The 18,327-nt window shown below is 38.4% G+C and carries 21 protein-coding genes; 8 read left to right on the forward strand and 13 right to left on the reverse strand.

Going from position 1 to position 18,327, the window contains the following annotated elements; genetic code table 11:
* Positions 1-53: 53 nt before the first annotated feature.
* The 7 genes from AC2D3N_RS07140 to AC2D3N_RS07170 all read right to left on the reverse strand — a co-directional run bounded on the left by AC2D3N_RS07140 (position 54) and on the right by AC2D3N_RS07170 (position 6,636).
* A complete protein-coding gene (locus AC2D3N_RS07140; RefSeq protein ID WP_042155248.1) occupies positions 54-314 on the reverse strand; it encodes a hypothetical protein in 261 nt (86 codons plus the stop codon).
* A 101-nt stretch (positions 315-415) separates the two neighbouring features.
* The gene (locus AC2D3N_RS07145) at positions 416-1,765 is read right to left on the reverse strand and encodes a hypothetical protein (RefSeq protein WP_484693202.1); all 1,350 of its coding nucleotides are present in this window, start codon (positions 1,763-1,765) and stop codon (positions 416-418) included.
* Positions 1,737-2,132, reverse strand: a complete 396-nt coding sequence (locus tag AC2D3N_RS07150; RefSeq protein ID WP_484693203.1) for a hypothetical protein — start codon at positions 2,130-2,132, stop codon at positions 1,737-1,739. Before AC2D3N_RS07150 ends, AC2D3N_RS07145 begins: the two co-directional genes overlap by 29 nt.
* Before the next feature lie 28 nt (positions 2,133-2,160).
* Positions 2,161-3,279, reverse strand: a complete 1,119-nt coding sequence (locus tag AC2D3N_RS07155; protein ID WP_484693204.1) for a hypothetical protein — start codon at positions 3,277-3,279, stop codon at positions 2,161-2,163.
* 42 nt (positions 3,280-3,321) lie between these two features.
* Complete coding sequence (locus AC2D3N_RS07160) at positions 3,322-4,446, reverse strand: hypothetical protein (protein WP_484693205.1); 1,125 nt, start codon at positions 4,444-4,446, stop codon at positions 3,322-3,324.
* A gap of 3 nt (positions 4,447-4,449) precedes the next feature.
* Complete coding sequence (locus AC2D3N_RS07165) at positions 4,450-5,859, reverse strand: hypothetical protein (protein WP_484693206.1); 1,410 nt, start codon at positions 5,857-5,859, stop codon at positions 4,450-4,452.
* A gap of 45 nt (positions 5,860-5,904) precedes the next feature.
* The gene (locus tag AC2D3N_RS07170) at positions 5,905-6,636 is read right to left on the reverse strand and encodes a hypothetical protein (protein WP_484693207.1); all 732 of its coding nucleotides are present in this window, start codon (positions 6,634-6,636) and stop codon (positions 5,905-5,907) included.
* Between the two features lie 240 nt (positions 6,637-6,876).
* Between AC2D3N_RS07170 and AC2D3N_RS07175 the strand changes: the two genes are divergently transcribed.
* The 3 genes from AC2D3N_RS07175 to AC2D3N_RS07185 all read left to right on the forward strand — a co-directional run bounded on the left by AC2D3N_RS07175 (position 6,877) and on the right by AC2D3N_RS07185 (position 10,030).
* Complete coding sequence (locus AC2D3N_RS07175) at positions 6,877-8,247, forward strand: helix-turn-helix domain-containing protein (protein WP_484693208.1); 1,371 nt, start codon at positions 6,877-6,879, stop codon at positions 8,245-8,247.
* 461 nt (positions 8,248-8,708) lie between these two features.
* Complete coding sequence (locus AC2D3N_RS07180; protein ID WP_079679083.1) at positions 8,709-9,365, forward strand: sigma-70 family RNA polymerase sigma factor; 657 nt, start codon at positions 8,709-8,711, stop codon at positions 9,363-9,365.
* A gap of 113 nt (positions 9,366-9,478) precedes the next feature.
* Positions 9,479-10,030, forward strand: coding sequence for an anti-sigma factor family protein (locus AC2D3N_RS07185; protein WP_484693209.1), 552 nt, complete (start codon positions 9,479-9,481; stop codon positions 10,028-10,030).
* 55 nt (positions 10,031-10,085) lie between these two features.
* Here the strand turns inward: AC2D3N_RS07185 and AC2D3N_RS07190 are convergent, their stop codons facing one another.
* Positions 10,086-10,493 carry a gamma-glutamylcyclotransferase family protein gene (locus tag AC2D3N_RS07190; RefSeq protein WP_484693210.1) on the reverse strand — a complete coding sequence of 136 codons (408 nt, stop codon included), beginning with the start codon at positions 10,491-10,493 and terminating at the stop codon, positions 10,086-10,088.
* 138 nt (positions 10,494-10,631) lie between these two features.
* Between AC2D3N_RS07190 and AC2D3N_RS07195 the strand changes: the two genes are divergently transcribed.
* Complete coding sequence (locus AC2D3N_RS07195; RefSeq protein WP_484693739.1) at positions 10,632-11,228, forward strand: VOC family protein; 597 nt, start codon at positions 10,632-10,634, stop codon at positions 11,226-11,228.
* A gap of 168 nt (positions 11,229-11,396) precedes the next feature.
* On the opposite strand, the gene AC2D3N_RS07200 is transcribed toward AC2D3N_RS07195, so the two are convergent.
* Together AC2D3N_RS07200 and AC2D3N_RS07205 are read right to left on the reverse strand one after the other, a co-directional pair.
* Positions 11,397-12,305 (reverse strand): diguanylate cyclase domain-containing protein, encoded by a 909-nt coding sequence (locus AC2D3N_RS07200; RefSeq protein ID WP_484693211.1) that lies wholly within the window; start codon positions 12,303-12,305, stop codon positions 11,397-11,399.
* Positions 12,306-12,622: 317 nt separating this feature from the next.
* Positions 12,623-13,171: a DUF2854 domain-containing protein gene (locus AC2D3N_RS07205; RefSeq protein ID WP_079679079.1), complete on the reverse strand. Its 549-nt coding sequence runs from the start codon at positions 13,169-13,171 to the stop codon at positions 12,623-12,625.
* Between the two features lie 74 nt (positions 13,172-13,245).
* Between AC2D3N_RS07205 and AC2D3N_RS07210 the strand changes: the two genes are divergently transcribed.
* Positions 13,246-13,512, forward strand: a complete 267-nt coding sequence (locus AC2D3N_RS07210) for a hypothetical protein (protein ID WP_079679077.1) — start codon at positions 13,246-13,248, stop codon at positions 13,510-13,512.
* A gap of 12 nt (positions 13,513-13,524) precedes the next feature.
* Here AC2D3N_RS07210 and AC2D3N_RS07215 read toward each other — a convergent pair whose 3' ends face one another.
* Both AC2D3N_RS07215 and AC2D3N_RS07220 read right to left on the reverse strand, forming a co-directional pair.
* Positions 13,525-14,616, reverse strand: coding sequence for a saccharopine dehydrogenase family protein (locus AC2D3N_RS07215; RefSeq protein WP_484693212.1), 1,092 nt, complete (start codon positions 14,614-14,616; stop codon positions 13,525-13,527).
* A gap of 27 nt (positions 14,617-14,643) precedes the next feature.
* Positions 14,644-15,432 carry a hypothetical protein gene (locus AC2D3N_RS07220; protein WP_079679074.1) on the reverse strand — a complete coding sequence of 263 codons (789 nt, stop codon included), beginning with the start codon at positions 15,430-15,432 and terminating at the stop codon, positions 14,644-14,646.
* Between the two features lie 190 nt (positions 15,433-15,622).
* Between AC2D3N_RS07220 and AC2D3N_RS07225 the strand changes: the two genes are divergently transcribed.
* Together AC2D3N_RS07225 and AC2D3N_RS07230 are read left to right on the forward strand one after the other, a co-directional pair.
* Positions 15,623-16,054: a cobalamin biosynthesis protein gene (locus AC2D3N_RS07225; protein ID WP_484693213.1), complete on the forward strand. Its 432-nt coding sequence runs from the start codon at positions 15,623-15,625 to the stop codon at positions 16,052-16,054.
* A 183-nt stretch (positions 16,055-16,237) separates the two neighbouring features.
* Positions 16,238-16,702 (forward strand): hypothetical protein, encoded by a 465-nt coding sequence (locus AC2D3N_RS07230; RefSeq protein ID WP_484693214.1) that lies wholly within the window; start codon positions 16,238-16,240, stop codon positions 16,700-16,702.
* A gap of 78 nt (positions 16,703-16,780) precedes the next feature.
* Here the strand turns inward: AC2D3N_RS07230 and AC2D3N_RS07235 are convergent, their stop codons facing one another.
* Positions 16,781-17,578 (reverse strand): Rpn family recombination-promoting nuclease/putative transposase, encoded by a 798-nt coding sequence (locus AC2D3N_RS07235; RefSeq protein ID WP_484693215.1) that lies wholly within the window; start codon positions 17,576-17,578, stop codon positions 16,781-16,783.
* A gap of 100 nt (positions 17,579-17,678) precedes the next feature.
* Between AC2D3N_RS07235 and AC2D3N_RS07240 the strand changes: the two genes are divergently transcribed.
* The gene (locus tag AC2D3N_RS07240; RefSeq protein ID WP_484693216.1) at positions 17,679-18,236 is read left to right on the forward strand and encodes a glutathione S-transferase family protein; all 558 of its coding nucleotides are present in this window, start codon (positions 17,679-17,681) and stop codon (positions 18,234-18,236) included.
* Positions 18,237-18,327: the final 91 nt, after the last annotated feature.

Below are 18,327 nucleotides of genomic sequence, written 5' to 3' on the forward strand. Positions count from 1 at the left end.
GCACTACAAATCATCTTGTTTCAATTCGCTCTATAAATGGAAATCGCTGACTATTAAGCATGGGCTGATTGTTGGGCGGTAGCTAGAAGTTCTGATAATGCTTGAATTGATTCCTGATCTGCCTGTGGAGACCATACAACTGCACTCGTTGATGCTAGTTGATTCAAAAGTATATTTTCTGAATTAGTATCTTCAGCAGGTTCTAGGCTGCATCCTTGTTCCTTGGCAACTGCAAGTAGGAGAAAGTGAATGAGTCGCAGTTTATCTTGATGAGATAATTGATTAACTGTGGGTAAAAGTTCGCTGAGAGGCATATCGCTTGTTTAAGATTATATACATTTATTTTAGCCTTTAAAATTGTGTTTTAACGGCGATCGCGCTTTGTTTTGGTGACGCGATCGCTATTGACAAAAAATCACGGGGGGTCAATTAAACCTAAAATATAGTCAGCTACGTGCCTAGCTATTTTACTATGTAAGGCATTCTGCAAAAGCTCTGTGAAAATTTCTTCTTCAAATAAAGGATTGTAAAGATCGAGCCAGAAAAGATGTTGACTTCCTATAAAGTCATTATTAGAGTGAAAAATTGCTGTTTTTCCACCTGTATCACCTAGAGAGGCAACTGAAACCCCTTTATCAGATTGTGCTTGATCGCTGTTACGATTATTGTTCTGTTCTACATCAACATCAGGTTTCCCGTCCTTTGTTGTGATAGTTATATTCATTAACTTTTTTTGACGTGGTAATAGCCTAGTATATATTTCTTCAACTACCTTTTGAATGCCTGGAGATACCGAAATAATAGTTCGATAAACGATGCTTTCGTTTGTCCATTTAGTATCATCAGGTAGTTTTGGCGTAACTTCTACAAGACCAATACGATATTGTCTAGTTTCTCCCGCCGCGTCGCCCAGTCTCGAAGTTGGTAATCTGTAGGTCTCATCTAAAAAAACTACGACATTTTCACCTTGACGTTTAGGGCCTTTCTTAACAGCGTAAACTAACATAGCATCCCAAAATATAGCACCTGTAATTCCGGCGCTGTCATCACTTAATGGCTGACTAATAACTACTAAAGATCGCTGATCGAAAATATCGCTAATTTTTAATTGTGGTAGAGCATTTCCATTGTCATCTTTGACAGGTTGTGTGTATTTTAGTAGATCGGGTTGATTAAATAAGTTTAAAATTCTATTAAGTTCTCCTGCGGTTACACCAGCTGCAAAATCATCCGGCTTCTCTGCAATCAGAAAGAAACGGTTTTTTGTTAAAGCTGTAACAATCTCTACTTGCTGCTTTCTCGCTAATTTATCATCTTTGCTAAATTTTTTACATTTTGTGTTAGCTTTCTTCCATTGTTTAGGGTCGTTGATAAAGGCTACTAATGTCTCTAGTGTACACCTGTTTTCTGAAGGTTTCTCAGGTGGAAAATAAATCATGTATTCTATTAAGGTTCCGATGATAGTTTTGACCCTATCTATCGCTGCACCATACTGAGCATCTGTGGTACTTACATTGGCATATAAGCTATTAACAAAATTTTTGATATTAGTTCGGGTGATAGAAAGATTCTCACGCTCATCTTTCCGAGTCTTATTCTCCAGTTCTAATAGGGGATTAAACCAGCAGTTACCCCTTGGCCATCGGTAAGTATTTTTATTGCCCAATATTCTATGACTTAAATACGCAGATAATTCTGTAAAAGCAGCACCGTCACTATAACCCTCTTCACCGCCTTTAGCCTCCCCTAGCACAACGGTTTCCATAGGTGTTTAATGCACCAGCTACTAATCGGCACATCAGCGAGGTTTTACCACCACCAGATGCACCACCAATAAAAATATTACTGTTAAATATTTGTGAAGGCATCCAGATTGGATACTGGATTTTCATATTGGGATTACCGCCAAAACCGAGAAATATTTTTTTCTCTTCCTTTTTTGGTGGTAATATGGATTCTACCTTTGTTGGCAAATCTAAACGTTTAAGGTCAAAACGTCGGGATATTTCTCGACTCCGAAATGTGGGTTCATACAGGGATCTCTTGTAAAATTTGACTGACTTACTACTCCTGAGAATCAGTTTAACTTTTTTTCCACGACTTGCACTCAAAACTCTTTTTCCAGATTGCATAAATATTCCTTATTGAAATAGTTGTAAACTAGGCCACTGATTGATCCCAGTCATCATTAACATCCAGTTCTTCTGCTTCTTCCTCTACAGTTGTAGCAGTGGTATTTACAGTATTCCCACTCTGTACTTCGCCAGTACCCATCAAATTTTCTATCATATCTTTGACATCTATTTTTCCCAAACCCTCTACACCATCTTGTTCTATTAGGCTTTCTGCATTGGCAATCAATTGTATTTTAGTTAACAAGTCTCTCTTTTCATTAATATTAGTAGTAACCGCTTTGGCTTGCTCTACTAAAACGGATTTAATAGTCTCCATATAAGCCATAAATCTCTGGTCTTTTCCTGTCAGCCCCCTCGCATCTAACTCTTCCCTCAAGCGCTTAATTTCTGTATTATTCTTGAGTTCTTGTATTTGGTTATCTAATATTGCTGTTTCTTGTTTGTATTTTCCGCCTTTATCAAACTCAAAATCAATGATTTCATAGTTTAATGCTAATAAGTTGCGCTTAACTTCAAGTTCATTTCTTTTTACCTCTTCACTAAGTTTAGAGTCAATTTTTATTTCGTCTATTTGATTTTCAAAAGCTACTACCTTTTTGAAATATCTCTCAAACTCTTTATTGCATTCATCCATATTTTCCTTAAGCTCTTTAAAAGTGTCAGTGAATTTTGTCTCTTGATCGATCTTCATGTAAATAGCGAAGTGAAATCCAAAAAATACCAAAAATAACAAAAACATGATTCCTGTTACTTGCAAATTCCCGAATTTTAGCCAAATAGAAAGTAAGGAAAAAAGAAAAAATGAGAAAGTCGCTAGAGATAGCATCCATAATATTGTAGACGCATTAATTTCTCCAGGGTCGTATAATAGCATTTGCATAAGTGCTTTCATCTCTTCATACTCATAGCTGCTGACAACTTCACGAATTTTTCCAATAAATACCCGATAACCTGGATAAAAAATCAAATTAAACCAAAACGAAGCTTTTACATTTGTCTCTATATCCTTACATTGATCAATCACTGTTCTCAAAGAAGGAAAATGACCGGCTTTTTGTATCTGTTTAACAAAATCCATTGGGAGAATAGCTTTATTTCCTCTTCTTTTAGGTAGAAATGGATTGGGTATAAATGAATTTTTCATGGTTGGCTCCTAGTTGTTTATATAAAGATTTATTGGAAAATTTTATTCTTTCTTCTCACTGGTAGATGACTCATCCTTTTCGGCTGATTCATCAGCTTCATCATTATCAATATCTTTATCATCACCAGTGCGATCATTATCCTCTGATCGTTCAAAGAAATTTTCATCTTGTTCATCTTGTTCACTTTCCTTATCTGAATCATCAACATATTCGGGATAGTGAAGCTCCCAAATATTTACTTTTTCATTTGATGATTCTTCAACTTCATTTTTATCATCATAACTTTCTTCATTATCATCATTTAATTCATCTTGTTCACTTTCCTCATCTGAATCATCAACATATTCAGGATAGTGAAGCTCCCAAATATTTACTTTTTCATCTGATGATTCTTCAACTTCATTTTTATCATCTAAATTCTCAAGTCTCTTTGGATGCAAATAATCCCAAGCATTTATTGTTTCTTCTGCACCATCAATATTGAACTCTTTCTCCAGAAATTTACTTTCCTCTAATTGAGTCCAGAACTCACCTGTTTTTTCATCAACATAGCTACGAATAACTTCATAGCGAACTCTCTCACCTCTCTCCAGGCCTTCAAGCATTTTTTGAGCAAATTCCCGTTCATATTCAGAAACTTCGTTATAAGGATATTCTGCTTTGATTATTTTCTCAGCAGTCGTAGCTGTCCAATCTACTCTTTTTTGAGCTTTCGTTTTGTCGCTACCTTGCCCTTTGTATTCAACTACCACTAAATCCTCATTTTCAGGGTCGTAGCATAAGTGATCGTAACCTTGACTGATAGATTTTTCATCAGGATGTAAAATATCTTCGTATCGAAGCTCGTCTTTTACATAACGATAACCAAAGTCTTCACCTAATATTTCTGAAAGACCTGATTTTCCTAATGTTTCCGATTTTTTTCCAAAATTCCCACGACTGGACAAGGAAGCACGAAATTCTCGCAGTTCTTGACCATCAGTATTACTAACTGAATAATCAGTTTTTTCGGAACTTAGTCCTTCATCAAAGATATTTTTCACTTTTGTCTCTATCTCTTCATCATTGGAAGAATAGCTTTTTTCGACAGTACCATCACTCCAGTAATGCCTATGAAGGTACTGGTCTAGCTTACTTTTTTTATTGCCAGAGTTATTGTTCGCCATAGGTTATTCCTCGTTGTTAACATTACTAGATTCTACGGTTGGATTGCTAGATTGATTTTCTTTGTGGTTGTTATTCGTTTGGTTAGGTACTTCTGACAATACCTCTGAATTAGGAGTTTTTGTATTTGGCTCCCAATGCTGCATCGGTTTTGGCATCTCTGTGTAAGCCATATTTGACAAAACACTGAGTCGATTTAAAATACCTCCATCTTCTCTCAGTAACTCGTTGTATTCTTTACGATATATCCCGAAATCTTTTTGAGCTTCTTTTATGCGTTTTTCACAATGTGCTAAGTCAATTTTTATATTCTTTTCGTATTCTATTGCTGATTTTAAAACTTGTTTTTGTCTGAGCGTATGATTGTGTCTCTTTGCTTTTGAAACTGAAAAAATTAAGTTAATCAGAGCAAATATAGAAACTCCTAAAAATATGTCCAACCAATGTACTGTAGATGGTGGTGGTGGAAGTGGTGATACATCGAATACTGATCTACCTTTCGTTAATTCAGCATAAATTTTAGCTTTTATAAAAGGAAAAATAACTGCTACTCCAATTAGTGCTTCCGAGAGCCAGATTAAAATTAATAATAAACTAAATTGATCGATTCCAAAAAAATGAGAACTCCGAATTTGGCTTCGTTTTTGAGCATTGTTCAAGTTAACCTTACCCTCTAATTTATCATTATTATCTTTTATAATATTTGGATCGCTGGCTTTTTCATAATTAGGTTCAGTTATTGTACTTTTATTGGAAGAGTTACCAACCTGATTACTAGATTTATTTGGTTGTCTATACAACCTTTTTGTTAATGCTAAACTTAAGGTAGTAAAATGATTTTTATATTCTTTTTTTTCTTGAGAGTTAGATGAACTGATAAACCAATTGTAAATAGATTCAGATGTTAGCTGAACTAAAGCAATTCCTGCAAATATAGCCAACCAAATCTGCCAAGTTTGCCAATCTATTTCTATATTATTATCTTCTAGAGCTTCAGGGTATATAATTTTGATTAAAGCAATAATGGGAACAAAAGCTAAACCAATTTTTAAAATCCACTCTAATATAATAAAAGGATTAAAATCACCTCCTTCTGATAGCTTTAAACCAGCCTTATATTTACCAATATCTTGCTTAATTTTAACCTGCTCCTCTTTTAGCCAGTTTTCTTTTGCCTTAAATCCTGCTATTAAATATTCACTTCTAAGCATTCTTTCTGTGGCTAGTTCTAGTTCTAAAATAATGCGTGCAAATAAACTAGCGTTACTACCTTTAAACCATCCCTTTAGATCGCTACTATGAAACATTGCTTTGATCTTCTCATTAGTATTCTCCTCAGCCTTCTTTTCAATTGCTTGGTAGTTCAGGGTTATAGGGGTTTTTTCAGGGGTTTGCTGATTATTTTTATCGTTCATAATTATGGCATTAACTCTATTGAATAACTTACTTAAACCGTTAAATCATTTTTTTGTTTGTTTTACAGTGTCTTCTATTTCTTTTTTCGCATTGCTGACCATATTTTCTACCTCTGTTGTTCCATCACTTTCCGACTTAACCACCGTTGCTCCAAACGGTTTGAAAATATCTACAATTTTAAATCCGGCTGTTTTTGATCTACCAAAAAGGTATATTTTTTTTATTTGTTCCTTCTTTTCTATTTTTTTAACTTCATTTTCTAGTTGTGTATAGGTTTTGTCACTAATTTCATCCCAAGGGATTTGTCCAAAGACAAATATTTGGCGGTTAGGATTTTGTCGGAGGTAATCGTTTAGAATATTGATGAATTTTGATAAGCTCTCCACTCGTTCCGTGCATTTAAGTTTAATCGGATTACTGCTTTTGTCGAAAGATTGTGCAATCCAGTCTTTCGTTTGTTGCGTAATAATTGCATCTTTTGAACCACGCTGGAGATATTGAGGTGAGGAAATACTCTCTAAACTATTTTGGCATATACCTTGAATTTCATAATTGAAACCAGGAAATAGGAGATCATTTTCTGCATAAGTCAAAAACTTGTCTGCTAAATCTATCTGTTTGACATTACCAATGGGTGCTAGAACTATAAATATAGTGTAGGGTTGTGGTTCCACTTCCTTTGAACATGAAAAAGAAGTAAATAGCAATAAAGTAGCTATAGCTGATAAATTCACTAAACTTCTAGAAAAACGAAGGTGATTAAATTTGTAATTCAACTCTATACTCTCCTTAGTTTGAGTTTAATTAGTATAATTTATTTAGCTAATTAATTTATCTTTGTTAATTATGTCAGCCAATCCCAGCTTTTGTCTAGCCCAAAAATGTTCTATTTTGCCGCCACTTTTTCCCCACTTTCACTCTCTTTAATCTAATTTTCTACAAAAATGTACGAAATTGTACGAAAATGTTGGCAGATGTGAGCTACAATACAAAAAATCTCGCATCTACCAAACCAGATGAATCTTAAAGAAATGTTAAACCTCGCTGATCGCATAGTTTTCGAGAAAACAGGCCAACATCTTGACGATTTACAAGCAGCGGTACTGCGAGGAACTCTACAACGCGAGACATACAAAGAAATAGCGAAAGACTTTGAATGTTCTGAAAGTCGCATCAGAGAAATTGGATCGGAATTATGGCAATTACTTTCAGAAGAATTAGGGGAAAATATCAATAAAAAGAATTTTAGATCGGCAATGGAGAGGTTACAAAACTCTGGTGTTTTAAACTTTGCACAAGACGTTGTAATGAGCGGTAGTTTTAACTTCTGTGGAGAAGGAAGACACCCCCCAGAAACACCAAACTCACACCCACAAAATCAAGAAACACCTAACACAAAACAACCTGAAACTCCACATCAAGATTTAAGCGAGATGCCAGAATTAGGCACCTTCTACGATCGCACTTCTGAACTAAAAACCCTGACCACCTGGATTTTACAAGAACAATGTCGCCTGATTGCTATTACGGGTATGAGCGGTATTGGGAAAACATCCCTAGCAGTACAACTCGTACAACAAATAAAAAATCAATTTGATTACATAATTTGGCGCACTATAAACGTATCCCACACCCTAGACGAATTTCAACAGGAACTAATTCAGCTTTTCTCCCAGTCAGAAAAACTAGACTCCCCTACAACTAAACCGAAACCATTATCCCTAATTAAGTATTTACAAAAGCATCGCTGTTTAATCATATTAGATGATGTTCACAATTTTTTCAGTAGTGGCGAATTGGCAGGAAAGTATAAACCAGAATATGAAGAATATCGCCATTTTTTTAAACAGATAGAAAAATTATCCCATCAAAGTTGCTTTCTTTTAATCGGTTGGGAACAACCCAGAGAAATCTCTCAAATCGAAAGCCAAAATAATCCTATTCGTACCTTACAAATCAATGGTTTAGATATCGCAGCCGCCGTGGAAATACTCAGAGATTACGGGTTAGCAGAAATCGACTACTCAATACTGATTCACCGTTACCATGGCAACCCTTTATGGTTAAAAAGTGTCGCAACTCTGATTCAAGAATTAGGAGTCAATGTTACGGATTTATTACAAAATGATACCATCTTATTACCCGAAGATGTTAAAGATATTTTACGGCAACAGTGCGATCGCCTGTCCGATAGAGAAAAACAAATATTGTCCATACTGGCTAGGGAAACTCAACCCCTAAAACTGGCAAAATTAATAGACAAACAACCCAATTTAGACTTAGAATTAGTTAATGTCTTACAATCTTTACAACGGCGTTGTTTAGTAGAAAAAATCGAGAATAGTTTCTGGTTATCACCTCTAATTAAGCAGTATTTACTCCTATAAAAAAGATGAAAATTAGAAAAATACCCAGGTTTAAATACCTCCTAGGATTAATGAGACAAGATTCATTTAGGGGCGAATTTTAAAATAACTAGGACTTACGCAGAATAACTAATTATACACCATCAGTAGGGGCGAACGGCCGTTCGCCCCTACTGGATATGGTTGTTTTGCGTAAGTCCTGATAACTTCTGTTTCCCAGAGATAAATTTTATTAACCCGCCAATTTTCCCGAAATTCAATCCTAGCGAACGTATCCTTTAATACAACGATGACCCGGATTTGATGAGAAATTTTTCATGACAAAGGGCAAAACTTCCACTAATATAAGGGAAAAACACCCGTTAGGTGAAAAAGCTCATCTCTAGCCCTGGTATCCTAACTAACAAGTTTGAACCCAGGAACACTATCAATCCGGGTCGCGTCAACCCCTAACGGAATCTTTCATCAACCAAGTTCCACCCATGAGCCAATCTATCCCCATCTCCTGGTCTAATGCTGAAGTCTCTATCCCCCTAGAGCAACTTCCCCTTGAACAACTCCCCAATACCGATTTAGTCTTGCGGTGTCAAGAGGGGGTTTGTCCAGATAAGGCGGCCTTTACAGAACTGCTGCGTCGGTATCAGTCCCATGTTGATAAGATTCTCTATCACCTGGCTCCAGACTGGCAGGATCGAGCCGACCTCGCCCAAGAAATCTGGATTCGGGTCTATCGCAATATTAAACGCCTACAGGAACCCGTCAAATTTCGGGGGTGGTTAAGTCGAATTGCCACTAATTTATTTTACGATGAACTCCGCAAGCGCAAACGGGTCAAACCCCCCCTGTCTTTAGATGCCCCTCGCAATATAGAAGATGGGGAAATGGATTGGGAAATCGCCGCCGATGGCCCAGGCCCCGATGAGGATATGGCAACCCGTGAATTTTATAGTCATCTTCATGAAGCGATCGCCGATTTACCCGAAGCGTTCCGCACCACAATTGTTCTGCGGGAAATTGAAGGATTAGCTTATGAAGAAATTGCCGAAATTACCGGGGTTTCCCTGGGAACCGTGAAATCGAGAATCGCCAGAGCGCGTCAACGCTTGCAAACCGATCTGCAAGTGTATCTCAATCCCTAAATAATTGCCAGCTTTTGCGGGTGCAATTCCGGTTAATACCCATACAATAGTTATATAGGTTAAACCCCAATTTCTCATGTCTGATTTGATGTTTGGTCAACGGGGGTGTTCCGATGAAGCACAATTCTGATCCAGAACTACAAACTTACTCAACCATCGGGGGACATCTATCTGAGGAACCCTCGGATCTTGACCCTAAAATTCAATTACTCAGTGCTTACCTGGACAATGAAGCGACGGTTGCAGAGCGTCGTCAAGTTCAGTTGTGGCTGGATACCGATCCCCAGATTAAAGCCACTTATCTACAACTCCTGCACCTGCGTTCGGGTCTGCAAAATACTCCTGTCCCTGCTTCTAGTATCTCGGTGCAACAACTGGCCACCCGCGTTTTCCAAAAGTTAAATCAGAGAACTCGTGTAATAGCAACTTGGGGAGGAACTGCGATCGCGGCTTTATTAGTCATGACCTTTTCTAGCACAATTCCCGGCAATTCCGGGCGTTTTCCGATGTTTGCCCAGTCTGAAACCCTGAACAATTCGGAACCTTTACAAATTGCCTTGAATGAACCGCTGATCCCGATTATTACTCCGAATGCGGTTAGTATTAGCGTGGATCAACCGATTATTCCGATTCCTAAAGCTCCAGTTTCCAGACCCATAAATTAAAAAAATCTAACCTCAAGAACATTGTATTTCAATGTCCTTGGGGTTTATTTAAAGGTCAATATTGATTTGTCCAACAGCCATCAGGAATTAAAACCCCGGAATAAAACTCAACGGTTTTAATATCCATCAAATAAACCCAAACTAAGCCTAAAGGTTGATGGTTAAGATCAAAAACCGGAATTTGTTGTCGCTGATATTCATTTTCTTCAGCCGGGCGATGGGGTTGATAATCTTCCAGTTGATCTAAGTCCAAAAAAATACTAGGGTCTGCAAAGGATAAAATCACCCCCTGCACGATACCATCCCCAGCTACCATCCCCGGATAACCTAAAGATAGGGCATAGAGTTTTCCCAGGGCCAGAGCCGGACGCTGGGCTAGGACTCGCCCCCGACAATAACGTTGATAGTTACATTCCCCTGGTTTGAGCGTACCGTATACAAACACATCAATCTGATGACTCATGGTTCAAAGGCAATGTCTGGACTCAAAAAATATGATTGTACAGGAGTTGCTGAAACTTTTTGTTAACATGATCACTAGCAGATCGTCTCAGTCTTTGGGATGGCAGCGATTATTGGTTCCCTACTTCTGAATCTATTCATGCTGATAGCCGTTAATTTTATGAATTTTTCATTTCATTTTTTACCGTTAAGTGCATTTTTCCCTGAATTTCCGGTTTTTGACGGGATTTTTTCCACTCAGGGAGTGATGGTGATGTTACTGGCTGCTTATGCGGTGGCGATGTGGATGTTTCTCACCAGCGCGCCGAAAGTACATACAATTATGGTTTCTGATTTGAATGTAGCCCGGGATTTTTATGAAGGTTTATTAGGACTAGCTGTGGCAGATGTGCCTTTACATTATTACTATAACTATGAACAAACATTAGGGGCTGGAATTGATCCCCTTTATCTTTCTGCTCCTGTAGGGCCTACGGCAACGTCTAAAATGCAGGGTACGGAGGGGTTATGGTATCAACTGATGAAAAACACTCAGTTACATATTATTAGCGGGGCAAGTTATGGATCTAAAGATCAAGAACGTCATGTTTGTTTTGATAAAGATTGTTTAGAACAAATTTTAATGCGGGTACAATTGCGCGGTGTAAAACATAAAATTCGCAGCGAAAGACCGTTAAATTTTTTAGTGAAAGATTTAGATGACCGTGTTATTGAAATGACGGAAGTTAAGAGTTAACAGGGGGGAGCAGGGGAGTAGGGGGAGCAGGGGGAGCAGGGGGAGCAGGGGGAGCAGGGGGAGCAGGGGGAGCAGGGGGAGCAGGGGAGCAGGGGGAGCAGGGGGAGCAGGGGAGGTAAAGTCTTTCTATTACCCATAACCCATTCCCTATTGCCTATTGCCTATTCCCTATTGCCTATTCCCTATTCCCTCAAAAAAAACACAACGTTCTCCTGTAATTTTAGCTTGTTGTAGGGCTTGATTTATTCGGTCAATGCAGGCGCGATAGTGTTCATTGGGTTGAGCTTTTGTATATCCAATATAGATAGAACACTGAGTAGAACAGTTATTTTCAAGGGATTCTTCTTGATTAACCAAACGATCTAAAATTCGGTTGAGTGCTATTTTTGTTCCGGGCAATTCCGAGAAAATAGCTAATAGAAATTCATCCTTTTCCCAATGGGCGACCCAATCACTTTCTCGCAAAATTTGTTTTAATTCCTGCATTAGATGAATAATTTGGGAGGATGGAGTTGCTAAAAAATCTGAGTTTTCAGTTAACGTGCTGTCTTCGACACTAATTAGAGCAACGCATAGGGGTAAATGATGACGGTTGGCTATACTTAAACATTGGCGAAGATGAATTTCTGCGGTTTCTCGTTCCAGAACAATTTGCAGGGATTCTTCTCGATGGGATAGAATAATATTTTCGAGATCTAAAATCTTTTGTTCATTACTTTGAATGGCAAATTTAATCGCTTTGTAGAGTTGATTAATTTCCTGATAATGGCTCGGAGTAAATTCTGGAATTTCTCCTTGATTAAAATACACATTCAAGGATTTTGTTACTAACAATATAGACTGTTTAACCGAGTCAATATGTCGGTATAATAAAAAAACACCTGCGATTGTACCGATAAAAATAATAGTAAAAATATCCCCACTTAAAAAGGAATGAGCATAAAAAATTAGATAAAGTATATAAAAGATTAGGGGAAGGTTAACAGCCAAAATTCCGATGGAAAGGAGTCTGGTTTTATAAAAGTTTCTTTTTCCCCAAATATTGAACTTTTTGATGTGTCTAAAACCTTTGTTCATTTTAGTATAAATTGAAATATTTGTAATTAGATAGGAGGAGGTGAACTATAGCACTACCAACTAAGGTGTTTGACAATACTAAACCTTGTAACCTGCTCTGTTGCCCATTCCCGTTCGACAGGGTTCTCCTGAGCGGAGTCGAAGCCTGTCATGAGTTTGTAGAATGGGGGTTCATGACGCGGCCTGTTCCGGTATTCCCTGTTCCCTAGCGCGCAGTGCTACACCATAAAACCCAGTCATCGAGGGACAGCGCACCTTGAAAACTAGGGTTATGGGGTTTTGCATTACTTCAGCATACTATCTACTAAAGAACCAAACTAAGTTTGATCTGAAATTAAAGCAACATCAATCTGTTCTTCTCGGGGTTGGGTAATTTGAACCTGTAAATTAGGGCCAAAAAACTTAGCTATTTTATCTTGTTTTTTTTGCCAATTTTCCAAAGACATAAAGGGAGAATCAAACTCTAAAATCAAAGAATAGGAATCATTAATCAGGGTTTCTCGAATACCCTGGAGGAGGGGACGTTCTTCACGATTGGGGCTAAGTCCCAGACGTTCTAGGACATCGGATAAATGGGCTTCTTGGCCATAGCGATACCGGGTGACATCCTTGCGGACTTGATTTTGGGTGTCTGTAGCCTGTTGTTCTCGGCGGGCTAAGACCTCAGAGGATGTCGCTTGAGTAAATGGGATGGGTTTGAGTTCTGCCGCTTTTAGGGCTAACCCTCCTAATAATACGGGAATTCCATAGAAAAATCCAGCTAAGTTTAAGGTGGCATTATCCGCAAAATAGGCAGCAAAACCCACTACAGTTAAGATTCCACCCACCACTAAACCTAGGGCGCCCAAAGAAGTTTGACGTAACATATTAATCAAAAGTATTCTGCTAGAACTCACTCTGTTGATTCTAAACTGCTACGCCATTTTATTAAACGTTCAATATGACCACCAACGATGAAGATCAATCGATTTCTAGTATAAAACGCAAGCTCCTAGAACAGATTAATACTCTCAAGTGCGAAGATGAACGAATGTACAACATCCTAGCCATTGATGTTTGGGCTTTAGCGAAAACGATGGATGAGTTTCAACCCGGGTTTTGGGGGGCGTTTATGAAAAACCGTGAAAAAGCCTTAAAACGTTTCCTAGCTGAGTCGGCTAAAAATAAAACCGACACGGATACTAAACGCCCTCCGTTTTTGCGTTAGTCTGTTTAATTTCTAATTAAAATGGGTTTGAATATTAACGCCCCGTTGATTCAAGCCAGCTTCAAATAAGGGAGTCGAAAGTACCTGTTCTACTGGCCAAACTCCGGGCTTTTGTAGTTCACCCTTTAAGCAAAGTTTCGCAATTGTTCCGGTGCCAATTCCGGCAATTTTAGCGGTATTTTCATGAACAATGGTAGAACAAAAATCAACGGTTTTTCCCTGTTTAATTCCGGTCACACAGGAACGCACTGCTACCCCGATACCACTCCAAATATCGGTTACATTGGTCATCCGATAACTGACCTGGGATAAGAACTCAATCACGGCGGGATTTTTTAGCCAACTTTCTGGCCACCAATGGGCGACACTCCAAGTTAAATAATTATAAAAATCGGGAATAGTGCCAAATTTGGTAATCACAGTTTTAACGGGAAAAGAGTCTACTAAGGTGAAACATTCTGGCATATCAAACCAATAAACCCCGGTTTTTCCGTAGGGAGGAGGAAATTCAATGGTTTCTCGTTCGCTATAGGGTTTAATCGTTTGCCATTGTCCGTTTATCCACACTGGAAACGGAGATTGTAACCCGAGAAAGGTGGTTCTCATGACGGTGATTCCCGCCCCTCCAGACCCGCCAACTACATAACTTAAGTGGATTTTTTCCACCTGATCAAATTGTTCTACACCTTGACGCACCATGCTATTAGAAATACCCGGGAAAATACCCGTATTAATAATAGCGGTAACTCCAGCTTTTTTAGCGGCTTCAGAATGGTCTAAAATCCGGCGGGTAAAGTCTCGATTATCACTGACATCAATATAGTTAACGTGATGTTGAATACAGGTTTTTAAAACTCCTAAATCTCGAGATTGAAACGGCCCGGCACAGTGGATGACTAAATCGGAATTAGCGATCGCTGTTTCTAATTTAGCTTGATCATTGAGATCTAATTCTAACTGTTGAAATCGGGGATTAATTCCTATATTTTCTGTCAGATTCCGTCCGGTAATGGTAATCTCGGCGGCGGTATGTTGGGCTAGATCTTCGGCAACACTATTGCCAATTCTTCCTCGGCCTCCTAGGATTAAAACTCGTTGACTCATGGGATGATCTCCTGTGCTTAATCAATTTTATTCTAAATACTGAAAAATGGCATTTGCCGTTAATAAATTAGTTGCAAATAAAACCTGTTGTAAGTCACATAATCGAGATAAGGCTTCAACGGATGCGGGGTTAGATTCGACTTTTACCGGATCTCGGAGGTACATAATGGCTTTAACTTGATCTAACAGAATTTGATGACCAATAGCTGTTTCACCCAAAATCAAACTCTGGGGTTCAATGACTTGACTAATGGTTAAATTTGTGTTTTTTTCTAAGATTATTTTTAATTTTTCGGAGGTGAAGATGGAAAATTTATTGATAATATGAAGATGATCTTTGATTAAATTAATCAAGTCTGAAAATAAATGATCATCGGCTAATAATACTAGGATTTCTGTATTGTCTTTTTTGTCATTTTTGCGTAAATTATTAACCAGATTATGGGTAACAAAATCAACTAATTTAACTGCTAAATAAGGGTGTTTGAGTTTGAGCTTTTCAATATCATCAAAGGTCATAATCGCGATCGCCCCATCACTCGCCGCAATAAAATCCGATCGAAAGCCATGAATAAATGCCATTTCCCCTAAGATATCCCCTTTAGTCCGACTGGAATTTTCTATTTTGTCATCACTGATGCTGACTTCCCCAGATAAAATAATCCCAAAGGAGGAATCCTGACCTGTTTGGGGCATAATCACCTGTAAATCAAAGAACTTATGAATCGAAAAATATTCGCTAATGGTTTCGATTTCTTCTGTATAAAATTCTTTAAGAATATCGAGTTTTAATAATAGTTCTGTTCTCTGATCCATTATAGATGCTCCGCCTTTTTACCTAAAATAAAAATTGACAACTGGCTCAAAATTTTGGGTCTGTTTAAGGATGCCCCCATACCCGATAATTGTATAAATAGGAGTTTTTTCCATTAATGATCATCAAAGAAACAATTTCTCTATCTTAATCGATTACTGTTACCTAATGAGTTTTTCCCAGTGGCAGAAGATGGTAAGATTTGATACTCCTAAAAATCCGTGGTTTCCCAAGCTGTTGTGGGTCGGTGTCGGTTGTGGACGGTTAACCCCTAGAAGTCTGATTGAAACAGCCATTCAGCAGGTTTTACAACAGTATAATTTAGGGGAAAATGCGATCGCCGGCATTGCCACTTTAGATAGCAAAGGGAATGAACCCGGGTTAGTAGAATTGTGCGAAGCCAAAAATTGGCCCTTACGCACCTTCTCGTCGGAGTTATTGCGGTCTGTGGAGGTTCCTAACCCTTCTGCTCGGGTGGGAACAGCAGTCGGAACACCGAGTGTAGCCGAAGCCGCCGCCTTACAAGCCGCCGGAGTCAAAACCTTACTGGTTTCTAAGCAAATTTATCGGGGGTCAACAGTGGCCATTGCTCAAGCCCAACCGAAAACCCCAGGGGTATTTTGATAAAGTTTGGTTAAATATTTTAGCAAAATGTGAAGCTTAACGAGTTTCACAATATCCCTATTGTTAAAGTCAGGTAAGGGTTTAGACCCTTTCAGGGTTTAATTCGGTTTGGGTGGGGAAGATCGGAACTTGGTACAATGCAACCAGCGAATGATTCTTGGAATTCTGAACCTTTTAATTTTTATGACAACTGCAACAGCTTATCCTAACGCCCCTGATCTCTCGACTGATGATTATGTCGTCATTGGTTTAGCGACCTGTTTTGTGAAAGAAGATGGGGAAGTTCATCAAGTAAAAGTGGTTGAACCCATTCCCTCAGCGGCTTTAGAAGCAATTCTCAAAGGAGTTCCGACTTCCTATGAAGTGGCTTTAGCGGTGACATTAGGTTCTATTTTGATGAACACAGAGGCTAAAATTCCCGCAGAATTAACAACAGATGCCCATTTTTGTGAGAATTTTAGCGATCGCGCGATCGCCGCTACTCGCACTTACAAGAATCGACCCCAAGCTAAACTTCATATTCCTTTAGGAACCAGTTTTAAAGAATTTAATTACTCCTTAGAACGAAAACGGGTTTTAAATTCCGAGCGCATGATTCGGACGGAAGATAATGTCAAACAACACGCTTATACCCACCAAGTTCTGTAATTCTATTTAAGGGATTTTCATGGGGGCAAAATCCCTTAATGTTAGCTTGATTTTCAAGAAATTGCCTCCCATTTTTGTTTAATTATTTTGATTGTCCTGTTCTTGGGTTTGTTGTAACTCTTGAATTTGAGGAACAGTTAATTGTGTTGTTTCAGCAATTTGTTCTAAACCCATGCCCATTTTGAGTAATAGAATTGCCACTTGTTTTAAGGCGTCCGCGCGACCCTCAACACGACCCTGTTCTTTCCCTTGTCGTAAAATTTCTTGATACATGGTAGATTCTTGCATAATATCACTCCTGATAATCCGTTGAATGACTTCTGGTTCTAACACTAATCCGGCGAGAATTGCAGATGCAGCCATTAAATTACTTTGAACTCGCCGATCTGCAATTTGTTGAGTTATTTGGGAGATTTGAGTTAAGACCAGGGCGGGATCATTAGTCTGGCTTAATACCGCAAAAGGTAATAACCCAGGGATTCTCAAAAACTCCTCTGTGGGCTGTTCCCAAAGACGAATGACCTCAAATTCATGGGAGGTTTTGTCTAATCTAAAGGTATTTTGTTGAACTAAAGGGGATTTTGTTGGCTGTAAATAAATCACCACCTGACGCATTGACTTTTGCGGAAACCGTCGATATACCCTCACTCGATAATCTAACATCCGAAAGGGCATCATTACATCCGGTTGGGTTTGGAATTCCGTATGCAATACCAACTCATCAGATTGGAGTAAAATTAAGGAATCTGCGCGAATCGGTTCTAAGGATAACTCTGTTGGGCTCAGTTGTGCTAACTGAATCGGAAAACCTAATAACCAACTGGCTAAATCCTCGGAAAAATTCTCCGCTAGAAATTTGCAGATATTATCAAACACGTTTCTTTTTCCTGGGTCTGGATATTAATTCTGTTTTGTCTTTCTACTTTTATGATAAACTTTTTTAGAAAGTTCTCATCTTAAAAAAGGATAAAGATTCATGTTAAAACTGTATGGTGGTGCTCGCAGTCGGGCTTCAATTGTTCAATGGTATTTAGAAGAAATTGGGGTTCCCTACGAGTTTATTTTATTAGATATGGTGGCGGGAGAACACCTACAACCTGAATTTTTATCGATTAATCCGATTGGTAAAGTTCCGGCTATTGTGGAAGATGATTTTCAACTGTGGGAGTCGGGCGCAATTTTATTATATTTAGCCGAAAAACATGGTAAATTGCCCAATTCTGTTGAAGAAAGAGCCACAGTTACACAATGGGTATTATTTGGAAATGCTACCTTGGGAACGGGGATTTTTATAGAAGCGAATCGGGAAAAAGAAACCCCTCGTTTACTCAATCCTTTAAATAAAATTTTGAGTCAACAACCCTTTTTAATGGGTGATGAATTGAACGTGGCTGATATTGCTGTAGGTTCGATTTTGGCTTATATTCCCCTGATGTTGCAGTTGGATTTAAGCCCCTATCCGGCGGTTTTAGACTATATTCAACGCTTAAACGAAAGACCCGCTTTCCAAAAAACAATTGGGGGAAGAAAGTAATATTAACGGGAGCAGGCTATCAGCGTGAAGTTAAAAAGATGGGGAGGTTAAACCCTAGATCGGGTTAAGAAAACCCCACAGGTTTCTAACT

This window comes from Planktothrix sp. PLAVEN19ND (genome assembly GCF_057220675.1).

What these genes read in the sequence shown, in the direction of transcription:
- AC2D3N_RS07140 (WP_042155248.1), bottom strand. Translation starts at nt 314, where the DNA reads ATGCCTCTCAGCGAACTTTTACCCACAGTTAATCAATTATCTCATCAA.
- AC2D3N_RS07145 (WP_484693202.1), bottom strand. Translation starts at nt 1,765, where the DNA reads ATGGAAACCGTTGTGCTAGGGGAGGCTAAAGGCGGTGAAGAGGGTTAT.
- AC2D3N_RS07150 (WP_484693203.1), bottom strand. Translation starts at nt 2,132, where the DNA reads ATGCAATCTGGAAAAAGAGTTTTGAGTGCAAGTCGTGGAAAAAAAGTT.
- AC2D3N_RS07155 (WP_484693204.1), bottom strand. Translation starts at nt 3,279, where the DNA reads ATGAAAAATTCATTTATACCCAATCCATTTCTACCTAAAAGAAGAGGA.
- AC2D3N_RS07160 (WP_484693205.1), bottom strand. Translation starts at nt 4,446, where the DNA reads ATGGCGAACAATAACTCTGGCAATAAAAAAAGTAAGCTAGACCAGTAC.
- AC2D3N_RS07165 (WP_484693206.1), bottom strand. Translation starts at nt 5,859, where the DNA reads ATGAACGATAAAAATAATCAGCAAACCCCTGAAAAAACCCCTATAACC.
- AC2D3N_RS07175 (WP_484693208.1), top strand. Translation starts at nt 6,877, where the DNA reads ATGAATCTTAAAGAAATGTTAAACCTCGCTGATCGCATAGTTTTCGAG.
- AC2D3N_RS07180 (WP_079679083.1), top strand. Translation starts at nt 8,709, where the DNA reads ATGAGCCAATCTATCCCCATCTCCTGGTCTAATGCTGAAGTCTCTATC.
- AC2D3N_RS07185 (WP_484693209.1), top strand. Translation starts at nt 9,479, where the DNA reads ATGAAGCACAATTCTGATCCAGAACTACAAACTTACTCAACCATCGGG.
- AC2D3N_RS07190 (WP_484693210.1), bottom strand. Translation starts at nt 10,493, where the DNA reads ATGAGTCATCAGATTGATGTGTTTGTATACGGTACGCTCAAACCAGGG.
- AC2D3N_RS07195 (WP_484693739.1), top strand. Translation starts at nt 10,632, where the DNA reads ATGCTGATAGCCGTTAATTTTATGAATTTTTCATTTCATTTTTTACCG.
- AC2D3N_RS07200 (WP_484693211.1), bottom strand. Translation starts at nt 12,305, where the DNA reads ATGAACAAAGGTTTTAGACACATCAAAAAGTTCAATATTTGGGGAAAA.
- AC2D3N_RS07205 (WP_079679079.1), bottom strand. Translation starts at nt 13,171, where the DNA reads ATGTTACGTCAAACTTCTTTGGGCGCCCTAGGTTTAGTGGTGGGTGGA.
- AC2D3N_RS07210 (WP_079679077.1), top strand. Translation starts at nt 13,246, where the DNA reads ATGACCACCAACGATGAAGATCAATCGATTTCTAGTATAAAACGCAAG.
- AC2D3N_RS07215 (WP_484693212.1), bottom strand. Translation starts at nt 14,616, where the DNA reads ATGAGTCAACGAGTTTTAATCCTAGGAGGCCGAGGAAGAATTGGCAAT.
- AC2D3N_RS07220 (WP_079679074.1), bottom strand. Translation starts at nt 15,432, where the DNA reads ATGGATCAGAGAACAGAACTATTATTAAAACTCGATATTCTTAAAGAA.
- AC2D3N_RS07225 (WP_484693213.1), top strand. Translation starts at nt 15,623, where the DNA reads ATGGTAAGATTTGATACTCCTAAAAATCCGTGGTTTCCCAAGCTGTTG.
- AC2D3N_RS07230 (WP_484693214.1), top strand. Translation starts at nt 16,238, where the DNA reads ATGACAACTGCAACAGCTTATCCTAACGCCCCTGATCTCTCGACTGAT.
- AC2D3N_RS07240 (WP_484693216.1), top strand. Translation starts at nt 17,679, where the DNA reads ATGTTAAAACTGTATGGTGGTGCTCGCAGTCGGGCTTCAATTGTTCAA.